Origin of the sequence: Clostridium sp. UBA3061 (assembly GCF_002367465.1) — a bacterium.
Lineage (GTDB): Bacteria > Bacillota > Clostridia > Clostridiales > Clostridiaceae > Clostridium_J > Clostridium_J sulfidigenes.
In genome coordinates this window covers 1-14785 of sequence record NZ_DFCF01000027.1, presented here as the reverse complement: position 1 = coordinate 14785, position 14785 = coordinate 1, and the positions used below count along the sequence as shown (strand labels likewise).

Below are 14785 nucleotides of genomic sequence, written 5' to 3'. Positions count from 1 at the left end.
CGATTCCTGCTCGAGCCACCAAGAATCTAGATTTTATAATCTAGGTTCTTTTTTTATTGGTTTTTTATAACTAATATAAGCTATAGTATAAATCAATTAAATTTTATTTATTTTAGGATTTTGGATAATTATTCTATTAATATAAAATATAAGAATACGATAATTAAGTAATGGAGTTTGATAGGAGTGAGAGTATTATGGTAGACAGAACATATCTTGATACTGAAAAACTTACAATTTATGAAAATAGGAAAGTTAAAAAGCTTAATAAATCAAATAGAATTAATGATGATTTAAATAATAACAAGAATAAAAACTTTAAGGAACAATTAAATAAATTTAAAAAGCAACCAACTAAAGATAATATAAAAAAAGTAGACAAAGATAATGAGCCAGAAGGAGATATTATAGTGGCCGAAAGTCTAATTGATTTAATGAATGAAAATAGAATAATAACTGAAGTTGTAAGAGAAAAGTTATTAAATAATCCAGAGATTAGAGAGTATATAGATAAAGAAGAAGAAATTTTAAATACCATTATAAATAAATAAGGAGATAAAGAAAATGAAAATAAATGCAATGGGAATAAACATATCACAAAATAATAATATTAACAAAACAAGTTCATTGTTTAAAAATATTAAAGTGGATGAAGAAAACAAAGAAGGTAAAAGTTTAAAATTCAATAATAAAAATAATCAAAATGAGCTACTTAATAATTTTGAAAAGATAAAGCAAGAATTATTGCACCAAAAGGAAGCTTTAAGAGAAAAGCAGATGAGTCCAGAAGAAAAAAAGTATAAGATGGAAGAAATAAATAGTAAAATCCAGGAAGTAGAGGCTCAAATACAACAATTATTAATGAATGAGAAGCAAAAAGAAATAGACAAGAAAAAAGAGGAACTTGAAGCAAAAAAAGTAGAAGCAGAAAAGAATAAAGTAACTGAGGATGAAGTAAAGGATGGAGTTATAATATCTGCTAGTTTAAATGAACTAATAGAGATAAGTCATTCTACTGAATATATAAGTAGACTAAAAGAGATAAAAAATAGATTAAAAGTTGAATCAGGATATATTAAGCCCAATGAAAATTCTAATTCGTATAATAATAAAAAATTAACTAGCTTAAGTAAAGGTATATTGAATATAGAATCTAAGATATCCAATGAGATAGGAAATATAAATAAAAATGCTAATAGGATGAAGGATAAAATTAAGAATGAAATTGATAAATTAGAAAACAATGAAAATGAAGAGAAAAAATCTGAAGAAGAATTACAAAAAGAATAAATATAAATATAAATGTAGATAGGTTATACAAATAAAACTTATCTACATTTTTTTATAAATATATATTTTATATAGATTTTTACAAAATTATTTCGTAAATAAATTGTAAGCAATATATAAATAAATTGTAATGTATTTGTAATAAATTTACTAATTAAACTATGCTAAAATTAAACATGTAGTAAATAAAAATAAAAAAAATAAATATATTCAATTTAAACTAAATATATTTATAGATTAGACATAAATAATAGATGTTTTTAGATTAATTAGGGGGTAAATTAATGATTTTAAAAAACAAATTAATAAAATCCAGGTTCATACTGACTATATTAAGTATAATTTTTATATATAATATTTTAAATTTCAATATAGCAAGTGCAATAGATAATAAATATAACATAAATTTAAAGGCTTCTTATGGGGTAGATGGAAGATATAAAATTAATAGTAAAACTCCTATCAATTTAGTGATTACAAACAATGGGGTGGAGTTTCAGGGGAAGATACAAATTGAAACATTGGTTCCAGATACAAATAAATATGATTTAAATACTGAAAATATAAATATTGCTGAAAATACAACTAAGAGCTTGTGGTACAACATAAATATTGTGAATAAGTTTAAAGTAAGGTTAATTACAGATAATAATGAAGTTATACATGAAGAAACAATCAATGTTAATAAAGGAAGATTAAATGATGGAGATATATTAGTAGGTGTATTGACTGATGATTTTAATGGTTTAAATTATATATCTAATATTAATGTCAATATGAATAATAATCCTGATATGAGGAATAAAAAGTTAATTCCAGTTAGTATATCAGAAGAAGTTATAGAGAAAAATTCTAAGTTTTTAGATGTTATTGATATGATAATTATAAATAATTATGATACGTTAAAATTAACAGAGGATAATATAACTAATTTAAATCAATGGGTATCTAATGGAGGAATTTTAGTAGTTGGTACGGGAGAGAATTATAAAAAGGTTATAGGTGGTATTAATAATAAAATTATAAATGGTACTTTTTCTGAAGCCATATCACGGGACATGAGTATTGGAGAAGGTAATGTAAATGTATTAGCAGTGAAAATGAATATCGAAGATTCTATGAGCTTGTTTGAGGATAATAATTTTATAAGCAAGATTATTAAGAAAAATGGACAGGTTATTGTATTTCCCTGGGATTTAGCTACAGAAAAGATTTCAAAATCAAGTGAAAATAATTTAGTATGGGGAGAAATAACATCAGATTTTAATAATAAAATTGACAATGGTCGAGAAGGATTTTGGAATTTAAATTCATTATTAAGTACAGTTAAGGATATAGGTCTGCCATCTTTTCAGCTTATGATAATACTTTTTATAATATATATATTAATTATAGGCGTACTAATCTATATTGTATTGAAGAGGCTAAATAAAAGAGATTATGTATGGTTATTAATACCGATAATATCTATTGGGTTTACAGTTCTTATATATTTTATAGGCAGTAATTCAAGGGTACAAGACATTATAGCGAATAAAGTAAATATTGTATCAGTAGATTTAGATGGACAGACAAAGATCGAGAGTTATCTAGGGGTATTAACAGCCAAAAGTAGAAAAGTAGTAATAGAAGAACCAGAAGATATAAATCTAAATCTCATAGAAAATACCAATGACTATTATAGATATAATAATAATTATAATAGCAATGAAAATGCAACTATGAGATTAAATATGATAAAAGAAGGGGATAAGACATACTATAATTTTGGTGAAGTGTCTTCATTTAGTCCGGAAGTTTTTCAGGTTAGTAATTTTAATACTACCTTTGAACCATTGGAGCAGGAATTGAAATTTTATAGTGGTAAGCTAACGGGATATATTACCAATAATTTAGGGTGTGATATTAAAAAGTTAGTGGTTATTACTCCATATAAAATATGGGATTTGGGAAGTTTAGCTAATGGTGAAAAGATATCTGTAGAGGATAGTGATAAATTTACTTCAGCATTAAATATGTGGGAAATAACTAATAAAATTAGAGATGATAATTATAATAATGGTAATAAAAATAAAGATAATAAAAAGTATGAGTTAAGAACTTGTGAGTTATTGGATTATTTATATAATAACTCTATGCATGATAATAATAAAAATACTTCTAAACTAATTGCGGTTACAGAAAAGGAAGTAGAATATGATTTAAAAGTAAATGGTAAAGCCCCTTTGAATAAAAATGATACTATATTCATAAATGATATAAATATAAGTTATAAGTCAGAAGATGGCACTATAGAATATCCATATGGTTATTTTGTACCATATATAATGGAACAAAGTAATGTAGATGGACATTATGACCCTAATGAAAGAACAATAAGTGGAAACTTGGAATTAATACTTAGTTATCAATTACAAGAAGAAGATGTAGTTATAGAAAGTATTAATTTTCAAAAGAATTACTCTCAAGGTAGTTCCAAAATGAAGGGTGAGTATAAAATTTACAATTACAAGATTAAAGATTATGAAGTATTAAATTTTGATGATGAGTTAAGCTTAACTAACATAGAAGACTACATCTTAGATGGAAATATTAAAATTAAAATTCATGGTAATAATGAAGAGTGGACTAGAATTCCGGATATTTCTGTGAAGGGTAAGGTGAAGTAGATGTTAACTATAATAAATCTTGAAAAGTTTTATGGTAAATATAAAGCGGTTAATGGATTAGATATGCATCTAAAAAAAGGGGATATATTTGGATTTATTGGTCCTAATGGAGCAGGGAAAAGTACAACTATGAAAATCATTGCTGGACTATTACCGGCTGACGGTGGAGAAATATATGTAGATGGGATAGATGCTTTAAAGGATAATAAAAAGTTAAAAGAAAAAATCGGATATATGCCTGATTTCTTTGGATCTTATGAGAACCTAAAAGTTATAGAGTATATGGAGTTTTATGCATCTATTTATGGGATTGTAGGAAAAGAATCAAAAGATTTGATAATGGATTTACTAGAATTAGTTAACTTAGAAGAAAAAAAACATGCCTATGTAGACGGATTATCTAGAGGGATGAAACAAAGACTTTGCCTTGCAAGAAGTTTAGTTCATAATCCAGAGCTGTTAATTCTTGACGAACCAGCTTCAGGAATGGATCCTAGATCTAGATTTGAGATGAAGGGTATTTTGAAAAATCTCAAAGACATGGATAAGACAGTTATCATAAGTTCTCACATACTCTCTGAAATGAATGAAATTTGTACATCAGTTGGAATTATAGAAGAAGGTAATTTGATATACTCCGGTGGTATAAATAACTTACTAAGCAGAATGAGTAGTAATAATCCATTAAAAATAATAGTAAGAGATAAAGTTAAGGAATCAAAGGTTATACTTAGTGAACTTCCATATATAACAAATATAAAGGAAAATTCAAAAGAACTTACAGTTTTTTTCAATGGAGGAGAAATAGAAATATCTAATACTATTAAGGCTTTGGTATTAAAGGATATACCTATTGTTTCTTTTACTCAAGTAAGTGAAAATTTAGAGGATGTATTCATAAAGATTACTGAAAAGGAATCGAAGTAGGGGGAAAGAATTATGAAAATTAATCCTATATTGAAGAATGAAAGCAAGGTAGGAGTTAGAACCTTCAGATTTAATTTAATGGTTATGTTATATGTAGGGATACTTTCAATAGTAGCTATGTGGGCTTATTTTATTATAAATAGTGATAAATATGGTATGGGAATAGATTTAAGTAAATTTACAATACTAAGTTTTGCTTTAGCTTGTGGGCAAGCGGTATTATTGATGTTTATAGTACCAGTACTTACAGCTACATCAATCACAGGAGAAAGAGAAAGGCAGACATTAGATATTTTACTTTCAACTAATCTGTCACCTATGAAAATAGTTTTAGGAAAATTAATGTCAACTGTAACAAAAGTTGCTTTATTAATTATTAGCACTATGCCAATATATGCTATAAACTTCTTAGTTGGAGGTACTAGTTTTAAAGAATTAATTATATTAACACTATTTTTTATAAGCACAACTATATATGTGGGATCTATAGGGATATTTATGTCTACTGTATTTAAGAGTTCAAAATCTTCAACGGTGGCAAGTATATTAACGGTTTTATTTATTGTAATTGGAACTATTATAATAGGTTTTGTTGTGATTAGTAGAGATTATTATGATGCATTATCTAATAATACAATATCAACATTTACAATAAATCTACCATTTTGGTTGTATATTAATCCAACTATTGAGTTTATATATATTCTAATTAAACAAAATGGAATTTTATACTTTGCTCCTGATTTAATAAACTATATGAATTTAAATAAAATATTTGTTATATCTTTAATAAATCAAGGAATAGTAACATTATTGCTAATATTACTTTCAGCATGGAGATTAAATCCAGTAAGAAAATCAATTATTAAGGTGAGAAGATGAACAATATAGATAAACAAATTTCAAAGTTTATAAAGAAAGGTGGAAAAAGAATAAGGCTAAATGTATTTATAGAGAATTTACTAGTGTCACTAATAGTGGCATTAAGTATTTCCTCTATGGCAAGTATATTAGGGTTATTTATACCCATATACAATTTATTTGAAATATGCTTTATTATATTCGCTATATCTATTAGTATTTATATATTTGTATATTTGTATAAGCTTAGACCAGATAATAAAAAGGTAGCTCTTAAGCTAGATTCTAAGGGGCTTAATGAGAGATTAATTACTTCATTAGAATTAATAAATAAGGATGACAACATATCAAATGCACAGAAGGAAGATACCATAGAGGTAATAAGAGAAATTAAGATTTCAAAAATTACTCCTTTTCACATAAAAAGAAAGAATTTATATAGTTTAATAGCTATTTTAACAGTTTTGATTATAATTTTATGTATTCCGACTACTGCTAAAAACCAAGCTAGAGAGATTAGAAAGATGAAGAAGTTTAATAAAGAAGTAATAGAAAAAATAAAGGATGAGAAAAAAGACACTAAGGGTAGTGAGGAGTTATTAGAGGATGATAAGTTAGATATAGTAAAGGAATTAGATAAGTCTATAGATGAAATAAAGAAGAGTAAAAGTAAATTAGATACAGAAAAAGCTTTAAATAAGCTGGAGAAAAAACTAGATAATATAGAGAAAAACTTAGATAGTGTGGATAGTAAAAAAAAAATACAGAATATTTTGAAAAAATTAAATTTAAACAAAGAACAAACAAGTGAAAAATTAGCTATTTTAAATAAAATAGCTAAGGAGTTATCTAAAATTGACAAAATGAAAGAGCTTAGTGAAGCTATAAATTCTCAGGATGGAGATAAAATTAAAGAAGCTTTAGATAAATTAGGGGAAGATTTAAAGAATTTGAAAGATGAAGATAAAGAAGAAATTTCAAATAATCTTGAGAATATATCTGCTAATATAGCAGATGAAAATTTAAAAGGTGCATTATCCTCTGCAGCAGCATCCATTAGTAGTGGGAATATAGATCTTAGTAAGTTACAAAATGCTTTGATAAGTTTAAATAAGGATTCCATCAATGCTGATAATGGAGATAATAAAAATGGTACTGGAGCACAAAATAATCAAAGTGGAAATGGAACGAATGGCCAAGGGAATGGTAACGGCAATGGTATAGGTAATAGAATGGGAAATGGTAGTGGTTCAGGAAATGGAAGTGGATGGGATACTGGAAATAAAGAAAATGGAGAAGGAAAGCTTAACAGTGGTGAAAAAGTATTTCTTCCTAATAGAGGTACAGGTGCTGATGAAAATTTAAAAGGAAATATATCAGAAGGCGGAAATTCTCAAAGTATCACTACAGAGAATGGAGTAAACATAGCTGGAGATTCTATAGACTATGAAAAAATTATTCATGAATATTCTAATAGTGAGATAGTAGGACTTAAAAATAAATCAATACCAAAGTCGCTGCAAGATTTAATAAAAAAATACTTTGAAGAATTAAAATAAGAATGAGGTGGAAAATGGAGATAAATAAACAATTAATAGAAGATACTGTAGAGAAAATAAATAAGTGTGAAATTGAAATATCTAAGGGTATCATAGGTCAAAAGGATGTAATAAGAAAGGTTTTAATAGGAATTTTATGTGGAGGAAATATACTTCTAGAAGGGGTACCAGGACTTGGAAAAACCCAACTAGTTAAAACTATTTCTAAGGTCTTAAAGCTAAGTTTTTCTAGAATTCAATTTACACCGGATCTTATGCCTGCTGATGCAGTTGGAACAAACCTTATTGTTAAAGATAAAGAAGAAACTAAATTTAAATTTGAACAAGGCCCTATATTTGCCAATTTAGTTTTAGCAGATGAAATCAATAGAGCTACTCCTAAGACTCAATCAGCTCTTTTAGAAGCCATGCAAGAAAAAACTGTTACCGTAGGAAGAACCACATATAATTTACCTAATCCATTTATGGTTTTAGCTACACAAAATCCAATAGAGATGGAGGGAACTTATCCTCTTCCAGAAGCTCAGATGGATAGATTTTTATTTAAGTTAAAAGTCGATTTTCCATCCTTAAATGAGTTAAAGGACATTATGGATATTACTGTTACTAATAACAATGTAGATTTGAAAGATATACTCACAGGTGAAGATATATTGGCTATGAGGTCTATTGTAAGAGAAGTACCTATGGCAGAGGCAGTTAAAGAATACGCGCTAAAACTCATATTAGCAACTCATCCTGAAAGTGAATATTCTAATGATTTTGTAAAAAAGTATGTAGAAGTAGGAGCAAGTCCAAGGGGAGCTCAAGGTCTTTTTAATGGTTCTAAGGTAGAAGCTATTTTAAAGGGTAGACTTAATGTGGCCTTTGAAGATATAAATGATATTGCATATGCAGTGTTGAGACATAGAATATTCCTTAATTTTGAAGCTGTATCAGAAGGTATAACTACTGATATGGTTATTAAAGAAGTTATTAAAAGTTTGAAGGTTATATAAAATGAACAGGAAATTTGATAAAGAATTTTTTAAAAAACTAAATAATATTAGTATAAAATTAAATCTTAAGTTATCCAAAGGAACTCAAGGAGGGCGGAAATCTAAAGCTAGAGGAACTTCAGTAGAGTTCTCAGATTTTAGAGAGTATGTTCATGGGGACGATTTTAGGAGGGTAGATTGGAATGCTTATGGAAGATTTGAAAAATTATTTGTAAAACTTTTCATGGAAGAAAGAGAAGGTAACTTTAGTATATTTATAGATTGTAGCAAATCTATGGATTTTGGACAATTTAATAAAGGGAATATGGCCTTAAAAATAGCAGCATCCTTAAGCTATATTGCTATTAATAATCTTGATAGGGTAAGAATTGGTGTGTTAAAAGAAGGGGGAACTGAACTATTTAACAAGTCAAGGGGAAAAGAATCTTTTATTAAGATTATAGATGGCTTAGAAAGCTTAGAGTTTAGTGGTAAAACAAACCTGAAATCAACTATATTAAAAAATAGATTTACTAATATAGGTATGTCTATTCTAATATCGGATTTTTTAATTTCTAATGGAGAAGAAGAAATAGAAGAAATAGTGAAGTATCTTACTTATAAAAAACAACAGGTTGTATTTATACAAATATTATGCGAAGAAGAAAGAAATCCTGAGATTATGGGAACTAAGAATATTATAGATATGGAAACTAAGGAGGAAGCTAAAGTATCAATAACACCAAAGATATTAAAATTATATAAATCTAGGATAAAAGAACATGAGGATATGTTAAAAAACATAGTTAAAAAGTATGGTGGAGCTTTTATAAAGGTAAATTCGGAAGAGGATATAGAAAAAATAATTTTAACAGATTTATTTAATCATAAACTTTTAGGGTAAGGAGGAAATTTATGAGCTTTTTGAATATATGGCCATTATTTTTTTTAGTAACCATACCCTTTTTAATTTTATTATATATTTTAAAGGAAAAATCTGAGGATCTCTCAGTATCATCATTAATATTTTGGCAAGAAATATATAAAACACTAGAAGTTAATAGTCCTTTTGAAAAATTAAAGAAAAATATTATGTTATTCCTCCAAATATTGATTGCATTATTAATTATATTAGCTCTTATGAATCCATTTATAAGATTTTTTGGTAAGGAATATACTGATTTAATAATAGTAATAGACAACTCAGCTAGTATGTTAGGTATAAATAAGGAGGAAAACTGTATCGATAGAGGAAAAGCTATAGCTAAAGAATATATAGAATCTGCTGCAAATAGTACAAAGATATCTGTTATTACAGCAAATAAGGATGTGGAGGTATTAGTTACAGCATCAAAAAATAAGGACTTAGTTAAAGATAAAATTGACAGCATAACTAAAAGTCTTAGTCCAGGGGATTTAAATGGTTCTATAAAATTAGTTGAATCAATGACTAAAGAGCTAAAAAATTATGAGGTGTTATTTATAACTGATGAAGAATTAGACATAGGAGATATAAATGGAAGAATAGTTTATTTAGATAAAAACAAATCTAATATATCTATAGATAATATTGCTCATAAAATAGAAGATGGAAAGGTATCAATAATATCAACCATAACAAATAGAGGAAATGATGATTATAGTGGAGATTTTTATCTTTATGGGGAAAAGGAATTACTAGAAGCTACCTCCATAAAATTAAAAAAAGGAGAAGAGATTACACTTAATTTTAATATAAAAGATACTGATATAGATTACTTAAAAGGTGAAATATCAGGAAAGGATGCCATATTAGAAGATAATACATTTTATCATGTAATGAAGAATAATGATGATAAAAAAGTATTGTTTGTAAGTAATAAAAATGTTTTTTTGGAGAAAGCATTGTCTGTAGTTAGTAAGGCAGATGTAATAAAAACTAATGATATAAGTAATATATCTGAAAAGGATAGATATAATTTATATATTTTTGATGGCATGTTAGGTGAATATATGCCTCAGGATGGTAATATTTTAATAGTTAATCCAACAGAAAATAATTTATTTGGTGTATTAGGTGAACAAGCTGGTGGAGAAGCTGTGGTAGTTAGTGAAGATATACCTAAATACCTTCAGAATATGACTTTTATAGCATCTAAAATAAAGAAGACTGAAATGCCGTCATGGGCAAAGTCTTTAATAAATATAGGAGATAAATCTGTATTATTTCTCGGGAAACATAATAATCAGAAAATTGCTGTAGTAAATTTTGATTTTCATGATACTGATTTGCCACTTAAAGCAGAGTTTCCTATGCTTATTGATTATATATGTGAAGAGCTTATAGATAGAAATATAGTTAATAGTAATTATATTGGTGGAGAGGATATAAAAATAAATGGAAGTTCAGTATATGATGAATTAATTTTAACTACTCCCAGTGGAAGAGTGCATACTATAGAGAATGATAGTATATTAAAGGAAAATTTAGAGCTTGGAGTTTATGCTATAGAAGATAATAATCATAGTTTTAATGAAATGTTCTCTATTAATTTTCCATCTATTGAGGAAGGAAATATAATGGAAGATACTATAGAAGATTTAGAAGCTAGATCAAATAACAAGGGTAGCATTAAAGGAATGTTAAATATAACACCTTATATAATAAGTTTAATTATGCTTTTTATTATTGTGGAATGGGTTTTGTATAAAAAGGGATATTAAAGTATATATTAAAAATTAATTTTTTATAGCTATATAATCATTAGAAAGGGGGGACTGGAGTGAACTTTGAAATTGAAAAAGTATATTTGTTATTTTTAATACCAATAATTCTCATGGTAATGTACTTGATATCTAAAAAGATTAAATTAAAAGACAAAGGTATTAGTTTTATTAATATAAATAGGTTTATTATTATAACAATACTTATGCTTGCTATGTGTAACATAAGTATAAGTATTAAGACAAAGGAATCATCAACCATATTTTTATTGGATTTATCTCATAGTATGAGTAATTATAAAGGTGAAATAAAGGAATTTGTAAAAAGTGCTATAGAAGCTTCACCATCAAATAATAAAATAGGAATAGTTACTTTTGGTGAAAATCAAGAAATAGAACAGTTCCTTACCTACTCTAAAAGCTTTAATGATATTCAAACTTCTCCAATTGGTAATACTACTAATATAGAAGAAGCAATAAAATTTTCTTTAAGCATGTTTAAAGATAGTGACTATAAGAGAGTAGTTTTAATTACAGATGGAAAAGAAAATCAAGGTGATATATTAGAAACGTCAACTTATTTTAAGGATAATCAGATTGATTTTCAAGTATATAAAGTAGATAGTGAACAAGTAGAAGATGTATATATAGAAGATATAGATATACTTGACAAAGTAGCTATAGGAGAAGAATTTTCTGTAACTGTAAATATTAAATCTAATATTAAGACAAAATCAAGGATATCAGTATATTCAGGAAGAGAAAAAAAAAGTGAAAAAGAAATTGATATAGAAAAGGGCGATAATACATTTTTATTTAAAGATATTCAACATAAAGGTGGGTTTAAACCATATAAAGTAGTTATAGAGCCAGAAAATGATGGAATCTCATATAATAATGAATATACAACATATACTAATATAGTTTCAAAACCAGAGATTTTGGTAATACAAGGAAAAATTGATGAAGGAAAGGGACTTGAAGAAAATCTAAAGACCATAGGTAGTAGTTATACTATGATAAATCCTAGTACTGCACCTAGATCTATAAATGAACTTATAGAATATAAGGGAATATTTCTTTGCAATACCCATGTAGACGATTTACCTAAGGGTTTTTTAGATAATGTGGAAAGTTATGTGAAAGATTATGGTGGTGCAATTATAACTACAGGGGGAGATAATTCTTATGCTTTAGGAGGATATAAGAATTCGGTTTTTGAAGAGATACTTCCTGTTAGCTCTGATAAAAAAGGTAAAAATGAAATTCCGGAGATATCTTTAACGTTGGTATTAGATAGATCTTCTAGTATGCTGTCTTCAGATCAAGGCAGTTTTAGTAAAATTAGCTTAGCAAAAGAGGCTGCAATTAGATCCCTAGATAATTTAAGAGAAACTGATAATATAGGTGTAGTAACTTTTAATACAGAATATAGCTGGGCAGTACCTATGCAAAAGCTATCTAACAAAGATACGGTTTCTGATAAAATTAATAGTATTATAGCTGAAGGTGGAACGTCTATATATTCAGCGCTAAATGAAGCTTATAACAAGCAAAAAGAAAGTAGTGCAAAAATAAAACATATAATACTATTAACAGATGGACAAGATGGTATGGGAGAAAATGAATATAAAGCTTTAATAAATGATATTAAGAAGGATAAAATGACTTTATCTACAGTGTCTATAGGTACTGATAGTAATAATCAATTGTTAGAATGGCTTAGTAATAATGCTGGGGGGAGGTACTATCATAGTGATATATATACAGATGTACCAAGAATATTTGCAAATGAAATATTAATATCTACTGGGGAATACTTAATAAATGAAGAATTTACTCCTAAAGTATCTGCTCATCATGATATTTTGAATAATGTTATAGATGAAGGGAAATTTCCACATCTTTTTGGTTATGTGGGTACTTCTATAAAAAATACAGCTATAGATATAATGACTTCTCATATGGATGAACCGGTTTTAGCAGCATGGCAATATGGTATTGGTAGAGTAGTAGCTTTTACCTCAGATGTAAATGGTCAATGGAGTAAAGATTTATTAGCGTTTGAAAAAACACCACAACTTTTTAGTAATATAATATCATGGACAATGATTGATTATGATAATAGTGGAGAGTTAAGTATTACACAGGAAGGAAGTATTGCAAAAGTACAATATGAGACTAACAATCATGAGGATAATAAGAAGGTTAAAGGAGCGTATACCTTTGAAGGAAACACTACGTCAAAATTTGAATTAAAACAAGTATCACCTGGTAAATATCAAGGAAATGTACCTATGAGTGAATTGGGATTCTATAGTTTTAACATTACTGAAGAGTTACAAGGTAAGATTATAGCTAGTCAATTAGGAGGGTTTGCATATCAATATTCTCCCGAATATAAATTTCAAGAACAATCTAATAGTTTATTAGCTTTAGTAGAAGATACTGAAGGAAAAATTATAAATTCTGTAGAGGATATATATGAGATAAAGAGTAATAAAGGCCATACTAAAAGAAATATAACTAATTTATTATTAATAACAGCTATGTTATTGTTTTTATTTGATATAACTTATAGAAGGTTAGGTTTAAAGAGGTATATAAATAAGAAGCTCTTTTATAACATTAAAGAAAAGATATATGCAAGTAAAATAGAACAATACAAAGAAGAAAATAATACTATAAAAGCAGAAAAGATAGGTAGTTTAATTAAGAAAAATAAAGAAGAAAAAAATATATTTAAAAAAGAAATCATAAAAACAGATCTAGAGGAAAAAAAGCTAGATATAAAACAGGAAAAAACTAATATAAAGCGTATAAGCATATGTAAAGATAGATTTAATAGGGATAAATCCAAAAATCAAAATGGGGGGCTTAACACAGGTGAGTTATTAAAAAAGAAGCGTGAAAGAAATGAAGATTAAAAATATATGTTTAAATTAAAAATGAGCAACCCTTTTATTGTAAGTGAAAGGGTTGCTCATTTTAATTATATATAAATAGTTAGATGTTTTGTTAAGAATATGTTTTAAATGATATATCTATACTAAATTTTCTTTAATGAAGTTAATTACTGTATCTACATGGCCTGGAACTTTAACTTTTCTAAATTCTTTAACTATGTAGCCATCTTTATTTATTATGAAAGTACTTCTTTCTATTCCAATAGTCTTTTTACCATACATATTCTTTTCTTTTAGAACATCATATAATTGACAAACAGATTTATCTTCATCAGCTAACAAAAGAAAGTTAAGTTCTTGTTTCTCAATAAACCTTTCATGAGATTTAACAGTGTCTTTACTAATTCCAATAATTACTGTATCTAATTCATCTAATAATTCTTTGCTATCTCTAAAGTTTATAGCTTCATTTGTACAACCTTGGGTATTATCTTTTGGATAAAAGTATAATACTATATTTTTGCCTAAGAAGTCACCAATTGAGTGAGTATTGTTATCACTACCTATTAAAGAAAAGTTTGGAGCTTTTTTTAATTGTAATGTATCATTCATTATTATCATCCTCCTAAAGAAAGTTAATACTAATAATTAACTAATATCTATTATTAATATTATAACATTAATAGGGATTAAAATATACAAAAAGTCTAGAAAAAAGGATTAATATACATATATAGTAAACATATATAAGGATACTTGTCCTGGTGTATCAGTACAAGAAAATAGAAGTATGTTGGTGAAAAATATAGGAATATATGAATATTATCTAGCTAACAGGTAAATAATGAAATTGAATCTATTTAAGATCATGATAAGATAAGTCTTGTCGCTGA

General features: G+C 26.7%; 11 protein-coding genes. 10 read left to right on the top strand and 1 reads right to left on the bottom strand.

Annotation, left to right across the window (positions count from 1 at the left end):
* Positions 1 to 197 precede the first annotated feature (197 nt).
* The 10 genes from B2P65_RS17225 (at position 198) to B2P65_RS17180 (ending at position 13913) form a co-directional block, all read left to right on the top strand.
* Positions 198 to 551: a hypothetical protein gene (locus B2P65_RS17225; RefSeq protein ID WP_346849281.1), complete on the top strand. Its 354-nt coding sequence runs from the start codon at positions 198 to 200 to the stop codon at positions 549 to 551.
* A gap of 13 nt (positions 552 to 564) precedes the next feature.
* On the top strand, positions 565 to 1290 hold the full coding sequence (locus tag B2P65_RS17220) for a viral A-type inclusion protein (RefSeq protein ID WP_346849282.1): 726 nt from the start codon (positions 565 to 567) through the stop codon (positions 1288 to 1290).
* Positions 1291 to 1574: 284 nt separating this feature from the next.
* On the top strand, positions 1575 to 3959 hold the full coding sequence (locus B2P65_RS17215) for a hypothetical protein (RefSeq protein WP_346880632.1): 2385 nt from the start codon (positions 1575 to 1577) through the stop codon (positions 3957 to 3959).
* Entirely contained in the window at positions 3960 to 4886 is a 927-nt protein-coding gene (locus tag B2P65_RS17210; protein ID WP_346849284.1) for an ABC transporter ATP-binding protein, read from the top strand.
* A gap of 12 nt (positions 4887 to 4898) precedes the next feature.
* Positions 4899 to 5768: an ABC transporter permease gene (locus B2P65_RS17205; RefSeq protein WP_035135537.1), complete on the top strand. Its 870-nt coding sequence runs from the start codon at positions 4899 to 4901 to the stop codon at positions 5766 to 5768.
* Positions 5765 to 7306 carry a pectinesterase gene (locus B2P65_RS17200; RefSeq protein ID WP_346880631.1) on the top strand — a complete coding sequence of 514 codons (1542 nt, stop codon included), beginning with the start codon at positions 5765 to 5767 and terminating at the stop codon, positions 7304 to 7306. Before B2P65_RS17205 ends, B2P65_RS17200 begins: the two co-directional genes overlap by 4 nt.
* Before the next feature lie 14 nt (positions 7307 to 7320).
* Positions 7321 to 8304, top strand: a complete 984-nt coding sequence (locus tag B2P65_RS17195) for a MoxR family ATPase (RefSeq protein WP_346849287.1) — start codon at positions 7321 to 7323, stop codon at positions 8302 to 8304.
* Between the two features lies 1 nt (position 8305).
* Positions 8306 to 9187: a DUF58 domain-containing protein gene (locus tag B2P65_RS17190; protein WP_346849288.1), complete on the top strand. Its 882-nt coding sequence runs from the start codon at positions 8306 to 8308 to the stop codon at positions 9185 to 9187.
* An 11-nt stretch (positions 9188 to 9198) separates the two neighbouring features.
* Positions 9199 to 10986, top strand: a complete 1788-nt coding sequence (locus tag B2P65_RS17185) for a VWA domain-containing protein (RefSeq protein WP_346880630.1) — start codon at positions 9199 to 9201, stop codon at positions 10984 to 10986.
* Positions 10987 to 11045: 59 nt separating this feature from the next.
* Positions 11046 to 13913, top strand: coding sequence for a VWA domain-containing protein (locus B2P65_RS17180; protein ID WP_346880629.1), 2868 nt, complete (start codon positions 11046 to 11048; stop codon positions 13911 to 13913).
* 117 nt (positions 13914 to 14030) lie between these two features.
* Here B2P65_RS17180 and bcp read toward each other — a convergent pair whose 3' ends face one another.
* Positions 14031 to 14504, bottom strand: a complete 474-nt coding sequence (bcp, locus tag B2P65_RS17175; RefSeq protein ID WP_346880628.1) for a thioredoxin-dependent thiol peroxidase — start codon at positions 14502 to 14504, stop codon at positions 14031 to 14033.
* Positions 14505 to 14785: the final 281 nt, after the last annotated feature.